This is a genomic window from Pseudomonas sp. MWU13-3659 (assembly GCF_023757525.1).
In the GTDB taxonomy this organism is placed as follows: domain Bacteria; phylum Pseudomonadota; class Gammaproteobacteria; order Pseudomonadales; family Pseudomonadaceae; genus Aquipseudomonas; species Aquipseudomonas entomophila_E.
The window spans coordinates 36,453-62,769 of record NZ_JAMSHW010000027.1; the positions used below are offsets into that span (position 1 = coordinate 36,453).

Sequence of the window (26,317 nt, forward strand, 5' to 3'; positions counted from 1 at the left end):
TTCAATGGCGGATGACCAGCAGATGGGGGCATGGCCGACTATTTCAAGGGCTTTTCAGGTTCTATCTTGAAATGCGCTCGCGCCGTGGCGATGGGCGCCTCGCGATCCCCCTGCCAGGCGGTGATGGCGACATTGGTTACGCGCCGGCCCTGGCGCCACAACTGGCACTGGGCATAGGTGTCGCGAAAGTGCCCGGCACGCAGGTAGTCGATGGAGAAATCGATGATCTTGGGGATGCTCGCGCTTTCGCTGTAGATCAACAGGTACAACGCCGCGGACAGCTCCATGAAACCAGCGATCACGCCGCCATGTATGGCCGGCAGCAACGGGTTGCCGATATTGTCCGGGCTGGCCGGCAGGCGGAACAACAGGTCGTCGCCCTGGCGCTCGCACTCGATACCGATCAACCCGGCATAAGGAATCAACGCCAGCAAGGGCTGGTAGTCGCCGCGTGCATGGGCGGCGTTCAGTTGCTGACGGATGTCTGCGGGGATCATTCGCGCGGCTCCTTCAGGCTGTTGCCGAACCGAATGCCACCTTTGACCTCCGCCCCCAGGCGCATGAAGGTACCGACCACCTGGCAGATCGGCTGATCAGGGTCGTCCTGATAGGCGCTGCCACGGGTAAAGATCACATCGCGAGTGACCCGATAGCACTGGGCGTGGCCATAGATGTCCTTGCCCGCTTCGGCTGGGTGCATGTAGTCGATGCGCAGGTCCAGGGTCGGGCACACCTCGAAGCGCGGCAGCGCGCACAGGGTGGCCATGCCGCAGGTGGTGTCCATCAAGGTGGTCAAGGCGCCCCCATGCACCGCCCCGGTCTGCGGGTTGCCGACAATGGCCGGCGACCAGGGCAGTACCAGGGTCATGCCCTGCGCGTCGGCATGGTGCACGCGCATCTGCAGTAACTGGCAATGTTTCAAGGCTGAGAGAAAACGCTCGGCCATTGCCGCCAATGGAGTCTCGTTCATTGTCCACCGCTGCATAAATTCGGTAAAAAGTCTATATGGGTCGGGCAGTTATATATCTGTAACCTTTGTGGAACTTATTCACCCGGGGTGAACTCGAAGGAACAAGTAAAGTTATTCCACCCAGGAGAAACACCCCATGCGTAAACCTTTTGCTTTTGCTCTGATGCTGGCCGCTGCCATGGGCCTGGCTGCTTGCGATAAAGCGAGCGAAGACAAAGCCCAGGACGCACAGCAACACGCCGAGCAAGCCCAGGAAAAAATGGGCGAAGCTCAGGATAAGATGAACGAAGCCGCCAAGGAAAACGCCGAAGCCGCCAAAGATCAGGCCGAAGCGCAGCAGAAAGCCGCCGAGGAAGCTGCTCCGGCCGCGCCAACTGCCCCAGCCGAGCCGGCCAAGCAGTAATCGACCAGAACAAAAAAACCCGACTCGCGTCGGGTTTTTTTATGCCTGTCACTTTTGATTGAAACGTTTCAGTTGCTCGCCCCCGAAGTGTCCCTGGGCAACTCGGTGGGGACATTTTCCGTTGGCGTGAACACCATGACTTCCAGCACACGGGAATGAAACTCGCGGCGATAAAGGATAAACACCACGGCCACGCTCATGACCATGAACAACCAGGGGCTAATGAACCAGCACAACATGACCATGCCGAAGTAATAGGAACGCAGACCAAGGTTGAACTGGTTGGCCGCCAGCGACAGCACCCCCGCCGCTCGCGAAGCAAATGCCCTGCGCTCCTGCTCGCTGACCTGACGCTCGCCGATCATCGGTGCCGACCCTACCAGCACCGCAGCGAAGTTGTATTGGCGCATGCACCAGCTGAAGGTGAAGAAGGCGTAGACGAAGACCATCGCCAGGCATAGCAGTTTGATCTCCGACATGCCCTGGGAGGCCTGCTGCACCAACGGCAGGTCGGCCAGCAGCGACAAGGCGCGATCGGACGCACCGAGCACGGTGAGGATGCCGGCCAGGATGATCAACGTGCTGGAGGCGAAGAACGAGGCATTGCGCTCAAGGTTGCCAATCACGCTGGCATCGGCGATGCGGTTGTCGCGCAGCAGCATGCGTCGCATCCAGTCTTCGCGGTACAGGTGCAGCACGCTGGCCAGGCAGGCCGTGTCGCGGCCCTTCCAGATGGCGTAGCGGGTGTAGCCACCCCAGCAGATGGCGAACCACAACGCGGCCAGCAGGTTGCCCAGGTTGTTTTGGATGAAGGTCATGCAAGCATCCCATAGAAAGAGAAACAGACCGGTTTTCGACGCCTGGTAGCGGTAAAAGACACGCCATCGAGTAAAAATCGCGAGGCGCAGGCAACAAAAAACCCCGCTCCTTTACGGAAGCGGGGTTTCGATATTCACCGTTGGTGGGCGCCCTTCGGCTTGTGGCCAGCGCCCTACCCTTCAGGCTTCAATCCATCAGGCCAGCGCTTCGCGCGGCTTGCCCAGCATGCGGTCGAAGACCACGGCAGCGCCCAGGGTGACCACCGAAGGCACCAGCCAGGCCATGCCTTCGTTGCTGAATGGCAGGTGAGCCAGGGCGTCAGGCAGCACATGGGCAAAACTGCTGCCCTTGATCGCGTCGACAACGCCGAACACCAGCGACACCAGCATGACCGGTGCCAGGATGCGGGCTGGCGAATTCCACAGGTCCTTCACGAAGCTCAGACCTACCACCACGATGCAAGGCGGGTAGATCGCCGTCAGCACGGGAATCGAGAACATGATCAGCTTGGTCAGGCCCAGGTTGGAGATCAGCAGCGAGAAGCCGGCAAGGATCACCACCAGGGTGCGGTACGACAGCGGCAGGATCTGGCTGAAGTATTCGGCACAGGCGCAGGTCAGGCCAACAGCGGTCACCAGGCAGGCCAGCGCGATCAGTACGGCCAGGAAGCCGCTGCCCAGGGAACCGAAGGTGTGCTGCACATAGGCATGCAAGACCATCGCACCGTTGGTGGCGTCGGCTGCGATGTCATGGCTGCCCGCCCCGAGACGGAACAGGCTGACATACACCAGCACCAGGCCTACACCGGCAATCAGGCCCGCGATGATGGCATAGCGGGTGATCAGCTTCGGCGACTCGACGCCACGTGAACGGATGGCGTTGACGATGACGATACCGAAGACCAGTGCCCCCAGCGTGTCCATGGTCAGGTAACCATCGGAGAAACCTTTGGAGAACGCAGCGGCGGCGTAGGCAGGCTGGGCCTCGCCAATCGTGCCGGCCGGCAATGCGAACGCCGCAATACCCAGTACCGCGAGGGCGATGATCTTCAATGGCGCGAGGAAACGGCCCACGGTGTCGAGCAACTTGCCCGGATACATGGACACGGCCAGTACCACGGCGAAGTACACCACGCTGTAGATGAGCAGCGCCACCGGGCTCTCACCCGTCAGCGGTGCCACGCCCACTTCGAACGAGACGGTTGCGGTACGCGGGGTGGCGAACAGCGGGCCGACCGAGAGGTAGCACACGGCCGCCAGCAAGCCGCCGAAGAACTTGCCGATCGGGCTGCTCAGGGCGTCCATGCCGCCACCGACCTTGGCCAGGGCGACCACGGTGATGACCGGCAGGCCCACGGCGGTGACCAGGAAGCCGAGTGCAGCCATCCACACGTGCGGACCGGATTGCAGGCCGACGATGGGCGGGAAGATGATGTTGCCGGCGCCTACGAAAAGCGCGAACGTCATAAAGCCAAGCGCCAGGATATCCTGGCCTTTTAACACTTTCATTTAAGGAAATACCACACTGCTGAAATCGGGAGTCGGAGGGGATTTCCCACAGGATTAAGGGAAATGCTGCCCGGCTTGGTAAGCCAGACCCGTTTAGCGTGTCGTTCCCTTTTGGGGTACGGGCACAGAGTGAACGCGTAGCCTACCTGTTTTGCCCGACAAACGCACTGGCACAGTGCTGCTTGTCCGATGTGCGTATGTGTTTGTCGTCTTGTTGAATGTGTCTGGCGACAATTTATTGCGTATTTGAGTGATTGTCTGGTTGAAAACACTGATTGAAGTGATCGATTTTTCTGTAGGAGCCGGCCTTGCCGGCGAACACAGGCGACGCGGAGGGAGGCACCGGCTTCGCCGGTGTTCGCCGGCAAGGCCGGCTCCTACACGACAATGTGCATAGCCATAAAACGACAAAGGCCACCCGAAGGTGGCCTTTGTGCGCGTGGGGGGTATTACGTGTTACTTACTTCTTGACTTCCCAGCCAGTCAGCTCGGCCAGGGCCTTGCCGATGTCAGCCAGGGAACGCACGGTTTTCACACCAGCGTCCTGCAGAGCAGCGAACTTCTCGTCCGCAGTGCCCTTGCCACCAGAGATGATGGCGCCAGCGTGGCCCATGCGCTTGCCCGCAGGTGCAGTAACACCGGCGATGTAAGACACGACAGGCTTGGTCACGTTGGCCTTGATGTAGGCCGCGGCTTCTTCTTCAGCAGAACCGCCAATCTCACCGATCATCACGATCGCTTCGGTCTTCGGGTCTTCCTGGAACAGCTTCAGGATGTCGATGAAGTTGGAGCCCGGGATCGGGTCACCGCCGATGCCGACGCAGGTCGACTGGCCGAAGCCGGCGTCGGTGGTCTGCTTCACAGCTTCGTAAGTGAGGGTGCCGGAACGCGAAACGATACCGACCTTGCCTGGCAGGTGGATGTGGCCTGGCATGATGCCGATCTTGCACTCGCCCGGGGTGATGACACCTGGGCAGTTAGGGCCGATCAGGGTCACGCCCAGCTCGTCGCACTTGACCTTGGCGTCCAGCATGTCGAGGGTAGGGATACCCTCGGTGATGCAGACGATCAGCTTGATGCCACCGAAGGCGGCTTCCAGGATGGAGTCCTTGCAGAAAGGAGCCGGTACGTAGATGACCGACGCGTCAGCGCCGGTGGCTTCTACGGCTTCTTTCACGGTGTTGAACACCGGCAGGCCCAGGTGGGTGGTGCCACCCTTGCCTGGAGTCACGCCGCCGACCATCTTGGTGCCGTAGGCGATGGCTTGTTCGGAGTGGAAAGTACCCTGCGAGCCGGTGAAGCCCTGGCAGATGACTTTGGTGTCTTTATTGATCAGGACGCTCATTACTTGCCCTCCGCAGCTTTGACAACTTGTTGAGCAGCGTCGGTCAGGCTGGTTGCCGCAATGATGTTCAAACCGCTTTCTGCCAGTACTTTAGCGCCCAGTTCGGCGTTGTTGCCTTCGAGGCGAACGACGACCGGAACCTTGACGCCGACTTCTTTCACCGCGCCGATGATGCCTTCGGCAATCATGTCGCAGCGAACGATGCCGCCGAAGATGTTGACCAGGACGGCCGCGACATTGCTGTCGGACAGAATGATCTTGAACGCTTCGGTAACGCGCTCTTTGGTAGCGCCGCCGCCTACGTCGAGGAAGTTGGCTGGCTTGCCGCCGTGCAGGTTGACGATGTCCATGGTACCCATGGCCAGGCCGGCACCGTTGACCATGCAGCCGATGTTGCCTTCCAGCGCCACGTAGTTCAATTCGAACTTGGCGGCGTGGGCTTCACGGGCGTCGTCCTGCGACGGGTCGTGGAAGGTTTTCAGCTTAGGCTGGCGGTACATGGCGTTGGCGTCGATGTTGATCTTGGCATCGAGGCAGTGCAGGTCGCCGTCGGCCTTGATCACCAGCGGGTTCACTTCCAGCAGGGCCAGGTCGTGATCCTTGAACAGCTTGGCCAGGCCTACGAAGATCTTGGCGAACTGTTGGACTTGCTTGCCTTCCAGACCCAGCTGGAATGCCAGTTCACGACCCTGGAACGGCTGAGCGCCGACCAGCGGATCGATGGTGGCCTTGAGGATCTTCTCAGGCGTTTCGTGAGCGACTTTCTCGATGTCCACGCCACCTTCGGTGGAAGCCATGAACACGATACGGCGGCTCGAACGATCGACTACAGCGCCCAGGTACAGCTCTTTGGCGATGTCAGTGCAGGATTCGACCAGAATCTTGGAGACGGGTTGACCGTTGGCATCGGTCTGGTAGGTGACCAGATTCTTGCCCAACCACTGTGCAGCGAACGCCTTGGCGTCTTCCTTGCTGCGAACCAGCTTTACGCCGCCCGCTTTACCGCGACCACCGGCGTGGACCTGGGCTTTGACGACCCACTCCGAACCGCCGATCTTGTCGCAGGCTTCTGCCGCTTGCTCAGGGGTGTCGACTGCGAAACCCTTGGAAACTGGCAGGCCGTATTCAGCGAACAGCTGCTTACCCTGATACTCGTGAAGATTCATGCTTTTTACCGTCTTCGTTAGGTACTGCGCTTCGGCGCTGCGCCATCACTGGCGCCGCACCACCTGTGACCGTTGACCCCGGGTTTTCCCGTGTGATCCGGTCCGGCGGACGTTCCGCGGTGAGTCTTGCACGCAAGACCCACGACGGGCAGACCGCCGTGGTTTCTTATAATTAACGCTTCTTACGGTTGGCGACGTGAATGGCACCGCCATTCACCGCCAGCGCTGCTTCATGCAGCGCTTCGGACAGGGTCGGATGGCTGAAGACCATCATGCCCAGGTCCTCGGCACTGGTGCCGAATTCCATTGCAATCGCGCCTTGCTGCACCAGTTCGGCGGCCGATGGGCCGATCACGTGCACGCCCAGTACGCGGTCGGTCTTCGCATCGGCGATGACCTTGACGAAACCGCCGGTATCGTTGGCTGCCATCGCACGGCCGCTGGCCGCGAACGGGAAGGTGCCCACGTTAACCTCAACGCCTTCGGCTTTCAACGCCTGTTCGGTCTTGCCGACCCACGCGATTTCCGGGTGGGTGTAGATGACCGACGGGATCAGGTCGTAGTTCATCTGGGCTTTGTGGCCCTTGATGCGCTCAACGACCATGATGCCCTCTTCCGAGGCCTTGTGCGCCAGCATCATGCCGCGCACCACGTCACCGATGGCGAACACGCCCGGTACGCTGGTGGCGCAATGATCGTCGACGAAGATGTAGCCGCGCTCGTCGATGGTCACGCCGCTGTCGGCGGCCAGCAGGTCGGTGGTCACCGGACGACGGCCGACCGCGACGATCAGCTTGTCGAAGGTGATCTTCTGCTCGCCTTCGGCGTTGGTGTAGGTGACTTCGACTTCGTTGCCGTTGACTTTCGAGCCGGTAACGCGAGCGCCCAGCTTGATGTCCAGGCCTTGCTTGGTCAGGGTTTTCTGGGCTTCTTTCGACACGGCGGTGTCGGCAGCCATCAGGAAGGTGTCCAGGGCTTCCAGGACAGTGACTTCGGCACCCAGGCGAGCCCAGACCGAACCCAGCTCCAGGCCGATCACACCAGCGCCGATGACGCCCAGGCGCTTGGGAACCGATTGGAATTCCAGGGCGCCGGTGGAGTCGACGATGACGTTCTGGTCGACCGGAGCCGGCGGAATGTCGATCGGACGCGAGCCGGAGGCCAGGATCACGTTCTCGGCTTCGATGATTTCAGTGGTGCCGTCAGCCTTGGTGACTTCGACTTTCTTGCCGGCCAGCAGCTTGCCGTGGCCCTGGATCGAAGTGACGCCGTTGGCCTTGAACAGGGTGGCGACGCCACCGGTCAGGTTCTTGACGATGCCAGCCTTGCGGCCAACCATCGCGGCAACGTCCATCTTCACTTCGCCAGTGGAGATGCCGTGAACGTTGAAGCTCTCTTTGGCTTCCTTGTACTTCCAGGAACTGTCCAGCAGAGCCTTGGAAGGAATGCAACCCACGTTCAGGCAGGTACCGCCCAGGGCCAGTTTGCCCTCGGCGTCGGTGTATTTCTCGATGCAGGCGGTGCTGAAGCCGAGCTGTGCGGCCTTGATCGCGGCCACGTAGCCGCCAGGACCTGCACCAATCACTACCACGTCGAATTTCTGGGTCATAAACGATTCCTTTTAAGCTTCAAGCGGCGAGCTGCAAGCCGCAAGACCGGCAGGCTTCAACTTGAAGCTTGCCGCTTGCAGCTTGCAGCTGCGCGATTAGATGTCCAGCAGCAGGCGAGAAGGATCTTCCAGCAGGTTCTTGATGGTCACCAGGAAGGTTACCGCTTCCTTGCCGTCGATCAGGCGGTGGTCGTAGGACAGCGCCAGGTACATGATCGGGCGGATCACCACTTGGCCATTGATGGCCATCGGGCGCTGGATGATGTTGTGCATGCCCAGGATCGCGGCCTGCGGCGGGTTGACGATCGGGGTCGACATCATCGAACCGAAGGTACCACCGTTGGTGATGGTGAAGGTACCGCCAGTCATCTCTTCGATGGCCAGCTTGCCGTCACGGGCTTTCTTGCCGAAGGTGGCAATGCCGTTCTCGATCTCGGCCAGCGACATCGACTCGGCGTTGCGCAGGACAGGAACCACCAGGCCACGGTCGCTGGAAACTGCGACGCCAACGTCAGCGAAACCATGGTAGACGATGTCGTTGCCGTCGATCGAGGCGTTGACTGCCGGGAAGCGCTTCAGTGCTTCGGTAGCTGCCTTGACGAAGAACGACATGAAGCCCAGGCGCACGCCGTTGTGGGTCTTCTCGAACAGGTCCTTGTACTTCGAACGCAGGGCCATGACTTCGGTCATGTCGACTTCGTTGAAGGTGGTCAGCATGGCCATGTTCGACTGTGCTTCGACCAGACGCTCGGCGATCTTGGCGCGCAGACGGGTCATCGGTACGCGCTTCTCGGTGCGGTCGCCAGCGGCAACCACAACCGGAGCAGCGGCGGCAGCGGCAGGCTTGGCGGCCGGAGCAGGTGCCGATTTTTTGTTGGCGACGGCAGCGACGACGTCTTCCTTGGTGATACGGCCGCCTTTGCCGGTGCCGGCAACGGTAGCCAGGTCGATGCCGTTCTCTTCAGCCAGCTTGCGCGCGGCTGGAGCGGCGACCGGGTCGTCTTCGCCAGCGTCGGCGACAGCGGCAGCCGGTGCAGCAGCGGTCGGAGCGGCCGCAGGCGCTGCGGCGGCAGCGCCACCTTCAACGATCGAGCCCAGGACTTCGTCGGACAGGACGGTGTCGCCCTCGCCCTTGACGATGGCGCCCAGCACGCCGTCGGCAGTGGCCAGGACTTCCAGGACGACCTTGTCGGTCTCGATGTCGACGATCAGCTCGTCACGCTTGACGGCGTCGCCCGGCTGCTTGTGCCAGGTGGCAACGGTGCCATCGGCAACCGATTCCGGGAAGGTTGGGGCTTTGATCTCGATAGCCATTATCTGTGTTTCCTTAAATTCGGTTTCAGGTGCGCGAAGGCGTTAGACAGTGAACGCGTCTTGCAGCAGTTTTTCCTGCTGTTCGGCGTGCTTCGATGCGTAACCACAGGCTGGCGCGGCGGAAGCGTCGCGGCCGGCGTATTCCAGGACCAGCGCCTTGTTGTGGCGGCCCAGGATACGGCGCATGTGGTGCTGGCTGCTGTACCAGGCGCCCTGGTTCATCGGCTCTTCCTGACACCAGACCGCATGCTTGAGGTTGGTGTAAGGGGCGAGGATTTCGACCAGGTCGTCCTCAGGGAACGGATACAGCTGCTCGATACGCACGATGGCGATGTCTTCGCGGCCTTCGGCACGGCGTTTTTCCAGCAGGTCGTAGTAGACCTTGCCGCTGGCCAGCACCAGGCGCTCGACCTTGGCAGGATCCAGGGTGTCGATTTCCGGGATCACGGTCTGGAACGAGCCTTCGGCCAGGTCTTCCAAAGTCGAGATGGCCAGCTTGTGGCGCAGCAGCGACTTGGGTGTGAGCACGACCAGCGGCTTGCGCAGCGGGCGGATCACCTGGCGACGCAGCAGGTGGTAGATCTGTGCCGGCGTGGTCGGTACGCAAACCTGGATGTTGTGCTCGGCGCACAGCTGCAGGTAACGCTCCAGGCGAGCGGAGGAGTGCTCCGGGCCCTGCCCTTCATAACCGTGCGGCAGCAGCATGGTCAGGCCGCACAGGCGCCCCCACTTGTGCTCGCCACTGGTGATGAACTGGTCGATCACCACTTGCGCACCGTTGGCAAAGTCGCCGAACTGGGCTTCCCAGATCACCAGCGCGTTAGGCGTGGTGGTCGAGTAACCGTATTCGAAGGCCAGTACCGCTTCCTCGGACAGGAACGAATCGTACAGGTCGAAACGTGGCTGGCCCGGGAACAGGTTCTGCAGCGGGATGTAGGTGCTGGCGTCCTTCTGGTTGTGCAGCACCGCGTGACGGTGCGAGAAGGTGCCACGGCCGATGTCCTGGCCGGTCATGCGGATCGGGTGACCTTCGAATTGCAGAGTGGCGTAGGCCATGGTCTCCGCGTAACCCCAGTTGATCGGCAAGCCACCGGCCTGCATCTTCTGGCGGTCTTCGTAGATCTTCGCCACCTGGCGCTGGACGACGAAGCCTTCCGGCAGTTCCAGCAGCTTGGCGGACAGGTCCTGAAGGGTCTTGAGGTCGAAGCGGGTGTCGTGACGCGCGGTCCAGGCATGGCCCAGGTACGGACGCCAGTCGACGAACAGCTCGCGGTTCGGTTCCTTGACCAGGCTCTTCACTACGTGCAGGCCGTTGTCCAGCGCGTTGCGGTACTCGTCGATCTTGGCCTGGGCGCGTTCGGCATCGATGCGGCCGGCCTGGATCAGCGCGTCGGCGTACAGCTCACGAGTGGTGCGCTGCTTGCTGATCTGCTGATACATCAGCGGCTGGGTGCCGTTCGGCTCGTCGGCCTCGTTGTGGCCACGACGGCGGTAGCAGACCAGGTCGATGACCACGTCACGCTTGAACTGCATGCGGTAGTCGACGGCCAGTTGGGTGACGAACAGCACCGCTTCCGGATCATCGCCGTTCACGTGCAGGATCGGCGCCTGGATCATCTTGGCAACGTCGGTGGCGTACTCGGTGGAACGCGCGTCCAGCGGGTTGCTGATGGTGAAACCGACCTGGTTGTTGATCACGATGTGCACGGTACCGCCGGTCTTGAAACCGCGGGTCTGCGACATCTGGAAGGTTTCCATGACCACGCCCTGGCCGGCGAACGCAGCGTCACCGTGGATCGAGATCGGCAGGACCTTGTCACCCACGGTGTCGTTACGACGGTCCTGACGGGCGCGAACCGAACCTTCCACCACCGGCGAGACGATTTCCAGGTGGGAGGGGTTGAACGCCATGGCCAGGTGGACTTCACCACCGGGGGTCATCACGTTGGAGGAGAAGCCCTGGTGATACTTCACGTCACCGGAGCCCAGCTCGTTCATCTTCTTGCCTTCGAACTCGTCGAACAGCTCGCGCGGGTTCTTGCCGAAGGTGTTGACGAGCACGTTCAGGCGGCCACGGTGGGCCATGCCGATCACGACTTCCTTGGTGCCGTAGGAGCCGGAACGCTGGATCATTTCGTCCAGCATCGGGATCAGGCTTTCGCCACCCTCGAGACCAAAGCGCTTGGTGCCTGGGTACTTGGTGCCCAGGTACTTCTCCAGGCCCTCACCGGCCGTGACGCGCTCGAGCAGATGGGTCTGCACGTCGGCGGAGAATTCCGGACGACCACGCACGCTTTCCAGGCGCTGCTGGAACCAGCTGCGCTGCTCGGAATCGACGATGTGGGTGAACTCGGCGCCGATGGTGCGACAATATGTCTTCTGCAGCGCTTCGAAGATTTCGCGTAGGCTCGCTTCCTCTTTGCCGATGAACAGGTCGCCGGCACGGAAGGTCGTATCAAGATCGGCATTGGTCAAGCCGTAGTGATTGATCGACAGGTCTACGGGCGCAGGACGCTGCCACAACCCCAACGGGTCGAGCTTGGCAGCCTGATGGCCGCGCATACGATAGGCCTGGATCAGTCGCAGCACTTCAACCTGCTTCTTCTCGTGTTCACTGCTCACGCTCCCGGCGGAAACCGGTTGGGCGCGGCGCTGGTTCTTTGCCAGCAGTACGAAATGGTCGCGGATCGTCGAGTGCGATACATCGGTAGCGGTGCTGCCGTCGGCGGGCAACTTCTGGAAGTAAGTGCGCCACTCTTCTGGCACAGCGTTAGGGTCGTGCAGGTAGAGCTCATAAAGCTCTTCCACATATGCAGCGTTACCACCTGAAAGGTGGGCGCTATCCCACATGCGCTGCATCACGCTTTCTTGCATGCTTGGTCACCCTCGGTTAGGGGACTGATCGGCGAGAGCCACAGCAAACCTGGAAAAGTCCGAACACAGCGACTGAACCACGCCACCTGGATCCTGCTGATTTTCCGGGTACCAGCCCGGAAGCCCCTGCTGGTCTCATATCTTCATAGGTAATGAGCGCGGGCTTTGTGGGCCCTTGCTCGGGTTTACCTCAGTGCGGGCGCAGCGCCCGCACCGAGGTTTACTGCAGGTACAACGTTTGAATCAGGTGCCGCTTTGCAGCAGCATGTTACGTACGTGGCCGATTGCCTTGGTCGGGTTCAGACCCTTCGGGCAGACGTTCACGCAGTTCATGATCCCGCGGCAGCGGAATACGCTGAACGGGTCATCCAGGGACGCCAGGCGCTCCTGGGTCTTGGTGTCACGGCTGTCGGCCAGGAAGCGATAGGCCTGCAGCAGGGCGGCGGGGCCCAGGAACTTGTCCGGGTTCCACCAGAACGATGGGCAGGAGGTCGAGCAGCAGGCGCACAGGATGCACTCGTACAGACCATCCAGCTTGTCGCGATCTTCCGGCGACTGCAGACGCTCGATGGCCGGGGCCGGCGTGTCGTTCTGCAGGAACGGCTTCACCTTCTCGTACTGCTTGTAGAAGATGCTCATATCGACGACCAGGTCACGGATAACCGGCAGACCTGGCAGTGGGCGCAGGATCAACTTGTTACCTTTCACGACAGCAGACAGCGGCGTGATGCACGCCAGGCCGTTCTTGCCGTTGATGTTCATGCCGTCGGAACCGCACACGCCTTCACGGCAGGAGCGACGGTACGAGAAGCCCTCGTCCTGCTCCTTGATCAGCGCCAGCACGTCCAGGACCATCAGATCCTTGCCGCCAGTATCGACCTGGAAGGTCTGCATCTTGGGGGCCGAATCGGTGTCCGGGTTGTAACGATAAACTTCGACTTGCAACATAGCGGCCACCCTTAGTAAGTCCGGACTTTTGGTTCGAAGGCAGGAACTGTCTTCGGCGCAAAGTTGACGCCACGCTTGGCGACGCGCTTCTCACCCGGGTAGTACAGGGTGTGGCACAGCCAGTTCTCGTCGTCACGGTCTTCGAAGTCTTCACGGGCGTGTGCGCCGCGGGACTCTTTACGGGCTTCAGCGGCAATCGCGGTCGCTTCGGCGACTTCCAGCAGGTTCTGCAGCTCCAGCGCTTCGATACGCGCGGTGTTGAAGGCCTGGGACTTGTCGTTGATCTTGACGTTGGCGATGCGGTCACGCAGGCCAGCCAGTTGCTCGATACCCTTCTGCATGTATTCGCCGGTACGGAATACACCGAAGTAGTTCTGCATGCAGCTCTGCAGCTCGCGCTTGAGGCTGGCGACGTCTTCGCCGGTGGTGCGCTCGTTGAGCTTGTTCAGGCGGTTCAGGGCCACTTCGACGTCGGTGTCGCTGGCATCGCGGTACTCGACGCCGTCGCTCAGCGCCTTCTCCAGGTGCAGGCCGGCGGCACGGCCGAAGACCACCAGGTCGAGCAGCGAGTTGCCGCCCAGGCGGTTGGCACCGTGAACCGATACGCACGCCACTTCACCAACAGCGAACAGACCCGGGATGATGTGGTCGTTGCCTTCGGCGTCCATGGTGATGGCCTGGCCATGAATGTTGGTGGCAACGCCGCCCATCATGTAGTGGCAGGTCGGGATGACCGGCACCGGCGCGACCACTGGGTCGACGTGGGCGAAGGTCTTCGACAGCTCGCAGATACCTGGCAGGCGGCTGTGCAGCACTTCCTCGCCCAGGTGGTCCAGCTTCAGCAGGACGTGGTCCTTGTTCGGGCCCACGCCGTTGCCGGCGATGATCTCTTTGACCATGGAGCGGGCAACCACGTCGCGGCCAGCCAGGTCTTTCGCGTTCGGCGCATAACGCTCCATGAAACGCTCGCCATGGGCGTTGATCAGGTAGCCACCCTCACCGCGGCAACCTTCGGTAACCAGTACACCGGCGCCGGCGATACCGGTCGGGTGGAACTGCCACATCTCGATATCCTGCACCGGCACGCCGGCACGCAGGGCCATGCCGACACCGTCGCCGGTGTTGATCAGGGCGTTGGTGGTGGAAGCGTAGATACGGCCCGCACCGCCAGTGGCCAGAACGGTGGCCTTGGACTTGATGTACATGGTTTCGCCGGTTTCGATGCAGATCGCGATCACACCGACGAAGGCGCCATCCTGGTTCTTCACCAGGTCAACGGCGTAGTACTCGTTGAGGAAGGTGGTACCCGCTTTCAGGTTGCCCTGGTAGAGGGTGTGCAGCAGCGCGTGACCGGTGCGGTCGGAGGCTGCGCAGGTACGGGCGGCCTGGCCACCTTTACCGAAGTCCTTGGACTGGCCACCGAACGGGCGCTGGTAGATACGGCCGGTTTCGGTACGCGAGAACGGCAGGCCCATGTGGTCCAGCTCGAAGACCGCAGCCGGGCCTTCCTGACACATGTATTCGATCGCGTCCTGGTCACCGATGTAGTCGGAACCCTTGACGGTGTCGTACATGTGCCAGCGCCAGTCGTCGTTCGGGTCGGCCGAAGCGATGGCGCAAGTGATGCCGCCCTGGGCGGAAACGGTGTGCGAACGGGTCGGGAACACCTTGGTGACTACGGCGGTCTTGTGGCCGCCTTGAGCCAGTTGCAGCGCTGCGCGCATGCCTGCCCCGCCGCCACCGATGATGATGGCGTCGAAGGAAATCGTTGGAATGTTAGCCATGAATCAGATACCCCAGAGAATCTGCACACCCCAGACGAAGTAAGCGAACATCGCAACGCCGCATACCGCCTGGAACAGGAAACGAATCGCAGTCGCCGACTTGCCGAACGACATCGGCGTCAGGTAGTCGGTGGCAATGGTCCACATGCCAACCCAGGCGTGGGCGCCCAGGGCAACGAGGGCCAGCAGACTGAAGATACGCATCGCGTTGTTGGAGAACAGACCGTGCCACTGGGCGTAGTCGATGCCCGGGTGCGCGGCGAGGTAGCCAATCAGGAAAATGAAGTAAGCCGCGAGAACGACCGCCGAGACGCGCTGCGCCATCCAGTCGTAGAGGCCCGAACGCGAGAGGTTCGTGACGTTAGTTACCATACCCAAACTCCTGCCAGAACGATCAGCACCACGGAGATGACGATCACGATTTTCGAGCCCAGCTTGCCGCCTTCCAGCGTCTCACCGATGCCCATGTCCATGATCAGGTGGCGCACACCTGCCACGAGGTGATACAGCAGGCCGGACAGCAGGCCCCAGGTCACCAGTTTGGCCAGCGGACTGGTCAGACACGCCTTCACCTCGGCAAAGCCTTCCTCGGAGCCCAGCGACTTGCCCAATGCGTACAGCATGATGGCAAGGCCGAGGAACAGGATGACGCCGGAAATACGGTGAAGAATGGACGTGTACGCGGTGATCGGGAGTTTGATGGTCCTTAGGTCTAGGTTTACAGGTCGTTGGCTTTTCACGGCTTTTTTCACACTGAAGAGCCCCTAGCTAACAGGGCAAAGTTGTTGGTAAGTGTACTGGTCAGGTACCCACCACCCAGGAGAGCGACGACACCCAGCAGGACAGGCTTGAAAGCCCCTGGGAGTCGGCTGCCGAGTATAGACAGTTAGGCTGCTCATGACAACGTGAGGGACTCGCCCGAATAGCGCATTGCCTTTAATGAACAAAAGGCGTAAATGGGCGGGAATTTCGCGAAAAACCAGGCTCCAGAGGGCGTTTCAACCAGCCTTTAGGCAAATTGACATTCGAATTTATCCCTCTATAGTGGTGCGGGCCCTGCGTGGGGGGTCTGTCTGATGATTTCAAGCATTAATAGGAGGCCACATGGCTGACAAAAAAGCGCAGTTGGTCATCGAGGGCAATGCCCCCGTCGAGCTGCCCATTTTAACCGGCACCGTTGGTCCCGATGTTATCGACGTCCGCGGGTTGGGGGCATCCGGCCACTTCACCTTCGACCCTGGTTTCATGGCGACCGCCTCGTGCGAGTCGAAGATCACCTACATCGACGGTGACAAGGGCATCCTGCTGCATCGCGGCTACCCCATCGAGCAGTTGGCCGAACAATCGGACTACCTCGAAACCTGCTACCTGCTGCTGAACGGCGAACTCCCCAACGCTGAACAGAAAGCTCAGTTCGTCAGCACCGTGAAGAACCACACCATGGTTCACGAGCAGCTGAAATCCTTCTTCAACGGCTTCCGCCGCGACGCCCACCCGATGGCGGTGATGTGCGGCGTGGTCGGCGCACTGTCGGCGTTCTATCACGACTCGCTGGACATCAATAACGCGCAGCACCGCGAAATCTCCGCCGTGCGCCTGGTCGCGAAAATGCCGACCCTGGCGGCGATGGTCTACAAGTACTCCATGGGCCAGCCCATGATGTACCCGCGCAACGACCTGTCGTATGCGGAAAACTTCCTGCACATGATGTTCAACACCCCGTGCGAGATCAAACCGATCAGCCCGGTGCTGGCCAAGGCGATGGACCGGATCTTCATCCTCCACGCCGACCACGAGCAGAACGCCTCCACCTCCACCGTACGTCTGGCCGGTTCCTCGGGTGCCAACCCGTTCGCCTGTATCGCCGCCGGCATCGCCGCACTGTGGGGCCCGGCCCACGGCGGTGCGAACGAAGCCGTACTGACCATGCTCGATGAAATTGGCGATGTTTCGAACATCGACAAGTACATCGCCAAGGCCAAGGACAAGAACGACCCGTTCAAGCTCATGGGCTTCGGTCACCGCGTGTACAAGAACCGCGACCCGCGCGCCACCGTGATGAAGCAAACCTGCGACGAAGTCCTGGGCGAGCTGGGCATCAAGAACGACCCGCAGCTCGAACTGGCGATGCGCCTGGAAGAGATCGCCCTCACCGATCCGTACTTCATCGAGCGCTCGCTGTATCCGAACGTCGACTTCTACTCGGGCATCATCCTCAAAGCCATCGGCATCCCGACCAGCATGTTCACCGTGATCTTCGCCCTGGCACGTACCGTGGGCTGGATCTCGCACTGGAAAGAGATGCTCTCCGGCCCGTACAAGATCGGCCGTCCGCGCCAGCTGTACACCGGTTACGAGCAGCGTGACATCGTCGAGCTGAAGGACCGTAAGTAAGCGCCAGTCGCTGAAACGCAAAAGCCCCGGCAGTGATGCCGGGGCTTTTTCATTTCACTTCAACGCAAGGCTCAGGACGGAATCACCACCGCCTGCCCGCTCATCGCCAGGTCGACCAGCTCGCGGTTGGCCACCGCGTACATCGCATAGTCGGTACCGGTGGCATTGCGCAGGTCGTCGAGCATGGCGCGCCAACGCTCCACCATCACCCGGTGCTGCTCGCACCACAGTGCGACGCGGGCGTCCATGTCGTCCGGCGCATCGGCCATCTGCAACACGGAGATGGTGATCGCCCGCTGCTGCAGGTCGATATCGTCGCGGAACGCCTCGCGTGCCAGGGCCTGCCAGTTGTTGTCCACCGGCAGGTTGCTGATTTCCTGCAGGTACCAGGTCAGGTCCAGCGAACTGCCCACGGCGAAGAACGCCTTGGCCACTTGCGCCGGGTCATGACCAGTGACGTCCGAGGCCTCGATGATCGGCAGCAGGGTGTACAGGTGGGTGGTCCCCGCGACCATGCGCGCCAGCAGTTCCGGCACGCCGGCTTCGACGAAGCTCTGGTAGCGAACCATCCAGCGCTCGCGGGTCGGCCCCTCCAGCAGCTCGTCGAGCTTGAGCCCCAACTGCGCGAGCACCGGCCCGAAGTGGGCGACGTCACGACCGGCGTCCTGCTCGTTACGGCGGCTGCGCAGGAACCAACGGGTGGCGCGACGGCCCAGGCGCATCAGCTCGTCCATCAGCGTCAGCTGGATCTCGGCCGGGACCTGGTAGTCCAGCGCCTCGATCTGGCGGAACCAGTGCGGCAGGTGGAAGATGTCGCGCACGATCACATAGGCGCCGGCAACGTTCGCCGGGCTCATGCCGGTGGACTCCTTCAGGCGCTGCACGAAGGTGATGCCCATGTTGTTGACCAGGTCGTTGGCGATCTGGGTGCTGACGATCTCGCGTTTCAGGCGGTGACGGCGCATCGAATCGGCGAACTTGCTCACCAGCGACGGCGGGAAGGCCGTCTCCATGTCACGGGTGAGGTAGTCGTCGTCCGGCACCAGCGACTTGAGCAACTGTTCCTTGAGGTCGATCTTGCTGTACGAGATCAGCACCGACAGCTCGGCGCGGGTCAGGCCCTGGCCGGCGGCCAGGCGCTCGGCCAGCTGCTCCTCGGTGGGCAGGAACTCGATGGCGCGGTCCAGCTTGCCACGACTCTCCAGGTCGGCCATCAGGCGCTTGTACTCGGCGATCCGCTCGCGGGCACGGCGGGCCGCCAGCGACAGCGCTTGCGTCTGCTTGTAGTTGTTGCCCAGCACTAGGCCGGCGACTTCGTCGGTCATGCTGCCCAGCAGCTGGTTACGCTGCTTCTCGGTCATGTCGCCGCCCTGCACCACCTCGTTGAGCAGGATCTTGATGTTGACCTCGTGGTCGGAGCAGTCCACGCCACCGGCATTGTCGATGAAGTCGGTGTTGGTGGCGCCGCCGTTCAGGCCGAACTCGACACGGCCGAGCTGGGTCATGCCCAGGTTGCCGCCCTCGCCCACCACCTTGCAGCGCAGTTCGTTACCGTTGACGCGCAGGGCGTCGTTGGCCTTGTCGCCGACATCGGCGTGACTTTCAGTGCTGGCCTTGACGTAAGTACCGATGCCGCCGTTCCACAGCAGGTCGACCGGTGCCTGCAGCAACGCGTGCAGCAGCTCGGTCGGGGTCAGGCGGTCGGCTTCGATGGCGAAGCGTTCCTTCATCTGCGGGCTGATGGCGATGCTCTTGGCGCTGCGCGGGAAGATCCCGCCGCCTTCGGACATGATGCTGGTGTCGTAGTCGCTCCAGGCCGAACGCGGCAAATCGAACAGACGCTTGCGCTCGACGAAGCTGGTGGCCGGGTCCGGGTTCGGGTCGATGAAGATGTGCAGGTGGTTGAACGCCGCCACCAGTTGCAGCTTGTCGGACATCAGCAGGCCGTTGCCGAACACGTCGCCGGCCATGTCGCCGACACCGACCACGGTGATCGGGTCTTCCTGCACGTTGATGCCGCGCTCACGGAAGTGGCGCTGCACGCCCACCCAGGCGCCACGGGCGGTGATGCCCATCTTCTTGTGGTCGTAGCCGGCCGAGCCGCCCGAGGCGAAGGCGTCGCCCAGCCAGAAGCCGTAGTCGATGGCGATGCCGTTGGCGATATCGGAGAAGGTCGCGGTGCCTTTGTCCGCCGCCACCACCAGGTAGGGGTCGTCGTCATCGTGACGGACAACGTTCAATGGCGGCACCACGCCACCGTCCTTGAGGTTGTCGGTGATGTCGAGCAGGCCGGAGATGAAGATGCGGTAGCACGCCACGCCTTCGGCAGCGATCTCGTCGCGGCTGCCGCCCAACGGCAACCGGCGCGGCAGGAAGCCGCCCTTGGCGCCCACCGGCACGATCACCGAGTTCTTCACCTGCTGGGCCTTGACCAGGCCGAGCACTTCGGTGCGGAAGTCCTCTTCGCGGTCCGACCAGCGCAGGCCGCCGCGGGCGACGTTGCCGAAGCGCAGGTGCACGCCCTCGACCCGTGGCGAATAGACGAAGATCTCGAACTTGGGCACCGGCTTCGGCAGCTCGGGGATCAGTTTCGGGTTGAACTTGAAGCTGAAGTAGGACTTGTTCTGGCCGTTGGCGTCCGGCTGGTAGAAGTTGGTGCGCAGCGTCGCCTTGATCAGGTCCAGGTAGCGGCGCAGGATGCGGTCCTCGTTGAGCACCTGGACCTCGTCCAGGGCCGTGAGGATCGCCTGCTCCAGGCGTTGCTGCTTGTCGTCCAGGTCGTCCTGGGTCAGCTTGCGCGCCAGGTAGAAGCGGGTCTTGAACAACCGGGTCAGCTCGCGGGCGATGTCGGTGTGGTTGTTCAGGGTGCTGGCGATGTAGCCTAGGTCGAAGCCCAGGCGGATCTGCTTGAGGTAGCGGGCGTAGGCGCGCAGCAGTGCCACGTCGCGCCATGGCAGGCCGGCGGTCAGCACCAGGCGGTTGAAGGCGTCGTTCTCGGCGTCGCCCTTGACGATATGGACGAAGGCGTCCTGGAAGGTGTCGTTGAGCTGCTGGATGTCGAGGTTCAGGCCTTCGCTGTAGGTGAAGGCGAAGTCGTGGATCCAGAACTCACGGCCACTGGCGTGGCGCAGGCGGTACGGGAACTCACCGAGCACGCGCAGGCCGAGGTTTTCCAGGATCGGCAGCACGTCCGACAGCGCCAGCGGCGTATCGGCGTGGTACAGCTTGCAGTGCAGCTGGCGCTCGCCCAACTGCGTGAGCGGCTGGTAGAAGCTCATGGCCAGCGGCTTGGCTTCCGACAGGTTGAGCACATGCTGCATGTCGACCACCGCCGAATGCGCGGCGAAGCGCTCGCGGTAGCCGGCCGGGAAGCCTTTGGGGAAGTCGGCGAGGATGTTGGTGCCGTGGGCTTCGCCGAAGTTCTCCACCACCAGCGTGGAGAAGTCGTCCTGCCACGAGCGGCAGGCCTGGATCACTTCGTTTTCCAGTTGCTGCAAGTCGATGTCGATGCGGTTCTTCGGATCGACGCGCAGGATCAACTGCACGCGGGCCAGCACCGATTCGGAGAAGAAGGTCCAGAATTCGCAGTCGGTGGCCTTCAGGCGCTCCATCAGCACCTGCTGGATCTTCTGCCGCACTTCGGTGGAGTAGATCTCGCGCGGCACATAGGCCAGGCAATAGCAGAAGCGGCCGTACGGGTCCTTGCGCAGGAACACGCGGATCTTGTTGCGTTCCTGGATCTGCACGATCGACATGGCAGTGCTGAACAGCTCGTCGACCGGGGTCTGGAACAGGTCGTCGCGCGGCAACACTTCCAATACCTGGGCCAGTTCCTTGCCCAGGTGGGCTTTCGGGTCGAAGTGCGAACGGCGCTCGACTTCGGCGACCTTGCCACGAATGTAAGGGATGGTGTGCACGCTCTCGCCATACACCGACGAGGTGTACAGGCCCATGAAGCGGCATTCCTTGATGACGTTGCCGTCTTTGTCGATCTGGCGGATCGACACGTAGTCCGGGTAGGCCGGGCGGTGCACGCGGCTCGGTTGCGAGGCCTTGGCGAACGACAGCAGGCGCGGCTCGCGCAGGTAGGCAACGGCGTAGTCCTCGATGCGCAGGTCATCGGCGCCCAGGCCCGCCCGCAGCAGGCGCGTCAGGCCGAGGAACGAACCCTCGTCGTAGACCAGGTGGCCGCCGGTGGCGTCGGAGGCGACGGTGAATTCTTCATAGCCGAGGAAGGTGAAATGGTTGTCCAGCAGCCATGACAGGAAGCTCTTCACCTCGGCCTTGTCGTTCTGCGCCGGGCCGAAGGCGTTCTGCTCGACCAGCTCCAGCAATTCGCGGATCTTGGCCTTCATCGGCTCGAAGTCGGCGACCACGCCGCGCACCTCGGCCAGCACCTGCTCCAGCTCTTTTGTGAGCGTGGTGAGCTCGGCGGCGTTGGCGCAGCGGTCGATCTCCAGGTACATCAGCGACTCATGGCTGACACCTTCGCCCGAGGTGCCCTTGGGCAGCAACTCGACCAGTTCGCCCTTGCCGCCACGGCGTACGCTGAGCACGGTGGTCTGGAGCGTGTGGATACTGTAGCCACGGCGGTTGAGCTCGGTGCGCACCGAGTCGACCAGGAATGGCAGGTCGTGGTGCAGCACCTCGACCACGGTGTGCGTGGACTGCCAGCCGTGGCGTTCGTAATCAGGGTTGTAGACCCGCACCTGCGGGTACTGGGGGTCGAAGCGCTCGATGATGCGCCAGGCGGACAGCGTGCAGCCGGCCAGGTCCGACAGCCTGCGCTGGGTGAGTTCGTCCAGAGAGATGATGCCGAAGAACTGTTCGGCGAACAGCGCCACTTGTGGCAGGGACTGCTCGCTGATGTGCTGCGCCAGGGCCGCCTGCAGTTGATGCTGGAAGTCGGCTTTGCTGGCTGCGGTGAAAAACGCCATCTGTGGTACTCCGCTTGGGCTTTGTTATAGGTGAAGCGTCGCATGCGTCCGCCACGTACGGATCAACGATAGCCAACCCGCGGCAAGCCGGACGGTAAAACCAGGCGTTGGACATGAGCGTCATGTCCACCGACTGGGGAGCTTAACGACTGAACGGTCACTGCGGCTTGCAGCGCTGCGACATATTCGGTCAAGGGGCGGTAACTTTACGTTTATCGCGACGGGCAAGGCTGTCAGAATTCCCGTTCATTTCCATTGACCCGAGCCGCCCATGCAACTGAAAACCGCCCTGCTCTTCGCCACCCCCTGCGACGACGAGGAAGACAACATGGCGACCCTGTGCTGCCACAGCGACAAGGGCCAGATGTTCCTGCTGACCCGTTATCCGGACGAGGACACCGTCGACCTCACGCTGGACGACGAGCCGTCGACACTGGATGGGCTCAAGGTGACCCTGAGCGCCGAGCGGTTGCTGATCGAGGTGGCGCCGGGGGACCGTGATGCGCTGAGGGGGGATGAGTCGCTGGAGATCATCCTGACGTCTGCCGGCAGCGACCTGGAGGAAGTGGCGCTGACCTTGCGCAATATCCTCGACGGGACCGGGACGTTCGTGTCCGAGATCTGAACCAATACATCGCCCCTGTAGGAGCGGCCTTGTGCCGCGAAAGGGCTGCGCAGCAGCCCCGGTAATTTCTGCTTCGCCGCCGAGATCCTGGGGCCGCGCTGCGGCCCTTTCGCGGCACAAGGCCGCTCCTACACGGGTAGCGTTTAGACCACCAGGATATTGACAGGCCACCATTGCCAAAGGCATTGTCTGACAACCTGACCAACAAGAAACCATTGTCCATGCTCCAGCTCCAGCGCCCCGACACCCTCGTCGAACGAGTCGTCAGCGCCATCCGCGGCGAAATCGATGCCGGCCGCCTGGCCGCCGAATCGCGCCTGCCCACCGAACAGCAACTGGCCGAACAACTGAATGTCAGCCGCTCGGTGGTGCGCGAGGCCGTGGCGCAGCTCAAGGCCGACGGCGTGCTGATCGCCCGCCGCGGGCTCGGTTCCTACATCTCGCAGACGCCCAGCGGCACGGTATTCCGCTTCCCCGGCAGCCAGGGGCGCACGCCGGATTTGGTGCAGATGTTCGAGATGCGCCTGTGGATCGAGACCCAGGCCGCCGCCATCGCCGCCCGCCGCCGCGATGACGAAGACCTCAAGCGCATGGCCACCGCCCTGGAGACCATGGAAGACCCACGTAGCGACTTCGCCACCGCTTCGGCCGCCGACGTGGCCTTCCACCGCGCCATCGCCGAAGCTAGCAAGAACGATTATTTCGTCGCCTTCCACGATTTCCTCGGCGGCCAGCTGGCCGCCGCGCGCCGCACCGCCTGGGAAAACTCCGCCACCCCAGCGGTAGGTGGATCGGCCGACGCCCTGCGCGAGCACCGGGCGCTGTACCTGGCCATCGCCGACGGCGACCGGCAGGCAGCAGCGGCCTGCGCCGAAGCCCACCTGCGCGCCTCGGCCAAACGCTTGAAACTCGACCTCCCCGCCCTCGACTGACCCCGGAGAACCTCATCGCGACCTGGCGAGGTTTTCACGCGCACTAGTTAGTCTGACAACCTGATAAGCAGATCCACCGACAAGAACACCAAGGTAACCCTGCATGACCTACGACTACTGCATCATCGGCGGCGGCATCGTCGGCCTCGCCACCGCCATGGCCCTGCTCGAGCAGCGCCCCGGCGCCTCGCTGCTGGTCCTCGAGAAGGAAGCCAGCCTCGGCCGCCACCAGACCGGCCACAACAGCGGCGTGATCCACGCTGGTATCTACTATGCGCCCGGCAGCCTCAAGGCCGACCTGTGCAAGCGCGGCGCCCAGGCCACCAAGGACTTCTGCGGCGAGCACGGCATCGCCTTCGAGGTGTGCGGCAAGCTGTTGGTGGCCTCCAACGACCTGGAAGTGCAGCGCATGCAGGCGCTGTATGAACGTTCGCAGCAGAACGGTTTGAAGGTCGAGCGCCTGGATGCCGGCGCACTGCGCGAGCGGGAACCGAACATCGTCGGCAAGGGCGCGCTGTTCCTCGATGCCACCGGCATCGTCGATTACACGCAGGTGTGCAACGCCATGGCCAAGGTGATCCAGCAGGCCGGTGGCGAGCTGCGCCTGTCCACCACGGTGCGCGCCATCCAGGAGCACGCCGACCATGTCACCGTCACCAGCGACAGCCACACCTGGCGCGCCCGCCAGCTGGTGGCCTGTGCCGGCTTGCAGTCCGACCGCCTGGCGCGCCTGGCCGGGGTGAAGATCGACCACCAGATCATCCCCTTCCGTGGCGAGTACTACCGCCTGCCGGCGAGCAAGAACCAGATCGTCAACCACCTGATCTACCCGATCCCCGACCCCGAACTGCCGTTCCTTGGCGTGCACCTGACGCGGATGATCGACGGCAGCGTCACCGTCGGCCCCAACGCGGTGCTGGGTTTCGGCCGGGAGAACTACCGCAAGTTCTCGGTGAACTGGCGCGATGTCGCCGAGTACGCGCGCTTCCCCGGCTTCTGGAAAACCCTCTGGAACAACCTGGGCTCCGGCACCACCGAGATGAAGAACTCGCTATTCAAGCGCGGCTACCTGGAGCAGTGCCGCAAGTACTGCCCATCGCTCGAGGTCGAGGACCTGCTGCCCTATGAGGCCGGCATCCGCGCCCAGGCGGTGATGCGCGACGGCACCCTGGTGCACGACTTCCTGTTCGCCGAGACCCCGCGCATGGTCCACGTCTGCAACGCCCCGTCGCCGGCCGCCACTTCGGCCATCCCCATCGGCCAAATGATCGCCGAGAGAATCCTCAAGGCCCGCTGAACATCCGCTGCACCCACAACTACAAAGACAATAAGGAAACCTTCGATGTCGGTACACGAGGCGGCCCTGGCCGCGACCGAAACGCCCGAACAGCAACGCAAGCGCCTGCGCAAGGTGGCGGCGGCAACCATCTTCGGCTCGATGCTGGAGTGGTACGACTTCTACCTCTACGCCACCATGGCGGCGATCGTCTTCTCGAAGATCTTCTTCGACCCGAGCAACCCGGCGGTGGCCTCGCTGCTGGCGTTCTCCACCTTCGCCATCGGCTTCATCGCCCGCCCCTTCGGCGGCGTGCTGTTCGGCTACCTGGGCGACCGCTTCGGGCGCAAGCAGGTGCTGGTGATCACCTTCTGCATGATGGGGGTGTGCACCGCGCTGATCGGGCTGATCCCGGGCTACGCCACCATCGGCATCTGGGCGCCGATCCTGCTGGTGATCATCCGCATCATCCAGGGCCTGGGCGCTGGCGCCGAACTCTCTGGCGCGGCGGTGACCTCCTACGAGCACGCCAGCGAAGGCAAGCGCGGCAGCCAGGGCGCCTGGCCGGCGCTGGGGCTGAACCTGGGCCTGTTGCTGTCGTCGCTGACCGTGTACCTGCTGACCATGAATGGCAATGAGTTCCTGCTGGCCGGTGGCTGGCGCATCCCGTTCATCGCCAGCATCGTCCTGGTGGCCGTGGGGTTGTGGGTGCGCAAGAGCATTCCCGAGACCCCGGACTTCAAGCAGTTGGACAAGGCCGACGACAAGCCGCAGGTGTCGCCGCTGAAGCTGCTGTTCAAGAACGACCTCAAGGGCCTGGCCGTGGTGTTCTTCGTGGCCGTGGGCTACAACGCCCTGAGCTACATCTTCAAGACCTTCTCGCTGGCCTACCTGACCCAGTTCAAGGGTGTCGAGGCCCATGTCACCTCGCTGTCGGTGACCCTGGCCAGCCTGGTGGCGATCTTCGCCGTGCCGTTCTTCGGCTGGCTGTGCGACAAGTGGAGCAGCAAGACCGTGTTGATGCTGGGTGGGGTGCTGTCGGCGCTGTTCGCGTTCCCGTTCCTGCAACTGCTGTCGACCGGCGAGCCGATGATGATCTACCTGGCCATCGCCGTGGGCACCGGGATCCTGGCGCCGATGATGTTCGCGCCGCAGGGGTCGTTCCTCAGCCGGCAGTTCCCGACCCAGACGCGTTCGTCCGGGTTCGGCACCGGGCGCGAGATCGGCACCGCCGTGGCCGGCGGGCTGGCGCCGCTGGGTGGGCTGGCGTTGGTGGCGGGATCGGCGACCCACTCCACCGATGGCGTGGCGTTGATCCTGGCGGTGGCCGGGGTGCTGGTGGTGGTGTTCGCGTGCTTTGACCAAGGCTGGCGGCATTCGAAGTCGAAGAACTGAGCCCCCGTTACAGACGCC

The 26,317-nt window shown here is 62.5% G+C and carries 20 protein-coding genes; 6 read left to right on the top strand and 14 right to left on the bottom strand.

What is annotated here, in order from left to right; genetic code table 11:
• Positions 1-38: 38 nt before the first annotated feature.
• Together NGM28_RS23495 and NGM28_RS23500 are read right to left on the bottom strand one after the other, a co-directional pair.
• Entirely contained in the window at positions 39-497 is a 459-nt protein-coding gene (locus NGM28_RS23495; protein WP_252091700.1) for a PaaI family thioesterase, read from the bottom strand.
• On the bottom strand, positions 494-970 hold the full coding sequence (locus tag NGM28_RS23500; RefSeq protein WP_252091702.1) for a PaaI family thioesterase: 477 nt from the start codon (positions 968-970) through the stop codon (positions 494-496). Before NGM28_RS23500 ends, NGM28_RS23495 begins: the two co-directional genes overlap by 4 nt.
• A gap of 136 nt (positions 971-1,106) precedes the next feature.
• On the opposite strand from NGM28_RS23500, the gene NGM28_RS23505 reads away from it, so the two are divergent.
• Complete coding sequence (locus tag NGM28_RS23505; protein ID WP_011534745.1) at positions 1,107-1,373, top strand: hypothetical protein; 267 nt, start codon at positions 1,107-1,109, stop codon at positions 1,371-1,373.
• A 68-nt stretch (positions 1,374-1,441) separates the two neighbouring features.
• Here the strand turns inward: NGM28_RS23505 and NGM28_RS23510 are convergent, their stop codons facing one another.
• The 11 genes from NGM28_RS23510 to sdhC all read right to left on the bottom strand — a co-directional run bounded on the left by NGM28_RS23510 (position 1,442) and on the right by sdhC (position 15,492).
• Positions 1,442-2,191 (bottom strand): DUF599 domain-containing protein, encoded by a 750-nt coding sequence (locus NGM28_RS23510; protein ID WP_252091704.1) that lies wholly within the window; start codon positions 2,189-2,191, stop codon positions 1,442-1,444.
• Positions 2,192-2,386: 195 nt separating this feature from the next.
• A complete protein-coding gene (brnQ, locus tag NGM28_RS23515; protein ID WP_240065200.1) occupies positions 2,387-3,700 on the bottom strand; it encodes a branched-chain amino acid transport system II carrier protein in 1,314 nt (437 codons plus the stop codon).
• A 460-nt stretch (positions 3,701-4,160) separates the two neighbouring features.
• Positions 4,161-5,045 carry a succinate--CoA ligase subunit alpha gene (gene sucD, locus NGM28_RS23520; RefSeq protein WP_004376004.1) on the bottom strand — a complete coding sequence of 295 codons (885 nt, stop codon included), beginning with the start codon at positions 5,043-5,045 and terminating at the stop codon, positions 4,161-4,163.
• Positions 5,045-6,211 carry an ADP-forming succinate--CoA ligase subunit beta gene (sucC, locus tag NGM28_RS23525; protein WP_011534748.1) on the bottom strand — a complete coding sequence of 389 codons (1,167 nt, stop codon included), beginning with the start codon at positions 6,209-6,211 and terminating at the stop codon, positions 5,045-5,047. Before sucC ends, sucD begins: the two co-directional genes overlap by 1 nt.
• A gap of 172 nt (positions 6,212-6,383) precedes the next feature.
• Entirely contained in the window at positions 6,384-7,820 is a 1,437-nt protein-coding gene (gene lpdA, locus NGM28_RS23530) for a dihydrolipoyl dehydrogenase (RefSeq protein WP_240065199.1), read from the bottom strand.
• Between the two features lie 96 nt (positions 7,821-7,916).
• Positions 7,917-9,134 carry a 2-oxoglutarate dehydrogenase complex dihydrolipoyllysine-residue succinyltransferase gene (odhB, locus tag NGM28_RS23535; RefSeq protein ID WP_252091706.1) on the bottom strand — a complete coding sequence of 406 codons (1,218 nt, stop codon included), beginning with the start codon at positions 9,132-9,134 and terminating at the stop codon, positions 7,917-7,919.
• 42 nt (positions 9,135-9,176) lie between these two features.
• Positions 9,177-12,008 carry a 2-oxoglutarate dehydrogenase E1 component gene (locus NGM28_RS23540; protein WP_011534751.1) on the bottom strand — a complete coding sequence of 944 codons (2,832 nt, stop codon included), beginning with the start codon at positions 12,006-12,008 and terminating at the stop codon, positions 9,177-9,179.
• A gap of 243 nt (positions 12,009-12,251) precedes the next feature.
• Positions 12,252-12,956, bottom strand: a complete 705-nt coding sequence (locus tag NGM28_RS23545) for a succinate dehydrogenase iron-sulfur subunit (RefSeq protein WP_011534752.1) — start codon at positions 12,954-12,956, stop codon at positions 12,252-12,254.
• Positions 12,957-12,967: 11 nt separating this feature from the next.
• On the bottom strand, positions 12,968-14,740 hold the full coding sequence (gene sdhA / locus NGM28_RS23550; protein ID WP_011534753.1) for a succinate dehydrogenase flavoprotein subunit: 1,773 nt from the start codon (positions 14,738-14,740) through the stop codon (positions 12,968-12,970).
• A gap of 3 nt (positions 14,741-14,743) precedes the next feature.
• Positions 14,744-15,112 carry a succinate dehydrogenase, hydrophobic membrane anchor protein gene (gene sdhD, locus NGM28_RS23555; RefSeq protein ID WP_011534754.1) on the bottom strand — a complete coding sequence of 123 codons (369 nt, stop codon included), beginning with the start codon at positions 15,110-15,112 and terminating at the stop codon, positions 14,744-14,746.
• Positions 15,106-15,492 (bottom strand): succinate dehydrogenase, cytochrome b556 subunit, encoded by a 387-nt coding sequence (gene sdhC, locus NGM28_RS23560; protein WP_011534755.1) that lies wholly within the window; start codon positions 15,490-15,492, stop codon positions 15,106-15,108. Before sdhC ends, sdhD begins: the two co-directional genes overlap by 7 nt.
• Before the next feature lie 352 nt (positions 15,493-15,844).
• On the opposite strand from sdhC, the gene gltA reads away from it, so the two are divergent.
• Positions 15,845-17,134, top strand: coding sequence for a citrate synthase (gltA, locus tag NGM28_RS23565; protein WP_240065197.1), 1,290 nt, complete (start codon positions 15,845-15,847; stop codon positions 17,132-17,134).
• 71 nt (positions 17,135-17,205) lie between these two features.
• Here the strand turns inward: gltA and NGM28_RS23570 are convergent, their stop codons facing one another.
• Positions 17,206-22,071, bottom strand: coding sequence for an NAD-glutamate dehydrogenase (locus NGM28_RS23570; protein ID WP_252091708.1), 4,866 nt, complete (start codon positions 22,069-22,071; stop codon positions 17,206-17,208).
• A 271-nt stretch (positions 22,072-22,342) separates the two neighbouring features.
• Between NGM28_RS23570 and NGM28_RS23575 the strand changes: the two genes are divergently transcribed.
• The 4 genes from NGM28_RS23575 (at position 22,343) to NGM28_RS23590 (ending at position 26,299) form a co-directional block, all read left to right on the top strand.
• Positions 22,343-22,696: a hypothetical protein gene (locus NGM28_RS23575; protein WP_240065195.1), complete on the top strand. Its 354-nt coding sequence runs from the start codon at positions 22,343-22,345 to the stop codon at positions 22,694-22,696.
• A 221-nt stretch (positions 22,697-22,917) separates the two neighbouring features.
• Entirely contained in the window at positions 22,918-23,628 is a 711-nt protein-coding gene (locus NGM28_RS23580) for a FadR/GntR family transcriptional regulator (RefSeq protein WP_252091711.1), read from the top strand.
• Positions 23,629-23,731: 103 nt separating this feature from the next.
• Positions 23,732-24,925: an L-2-hydroxyglutarate dehydrogenase gene (gene lhgD / locus NGM28_RS23585; protein WP_252091713.1), complete on the top strand. Its 1,194-nt coding sequence runs from the start codon at positions 23,732-23,734 to the stop codon at positions 24,923-24,925.
• 45 nt (positions 24,926-24,970) lie between these two features.
• Positions 24,971-26,299 carry an MFS transporter gene (locus NGM28_RS23590; protein WP_252091715.1) on the top strand — a complete coding sequence of 443 codons (1,329 nt, stop codon included), beginning with the start codon at positions 24,971-24,973 and terminating at the stop codon, positions 26,297-26,299.
• Positions 26,300-26,317: the final 18 nt, after the last annotated feature.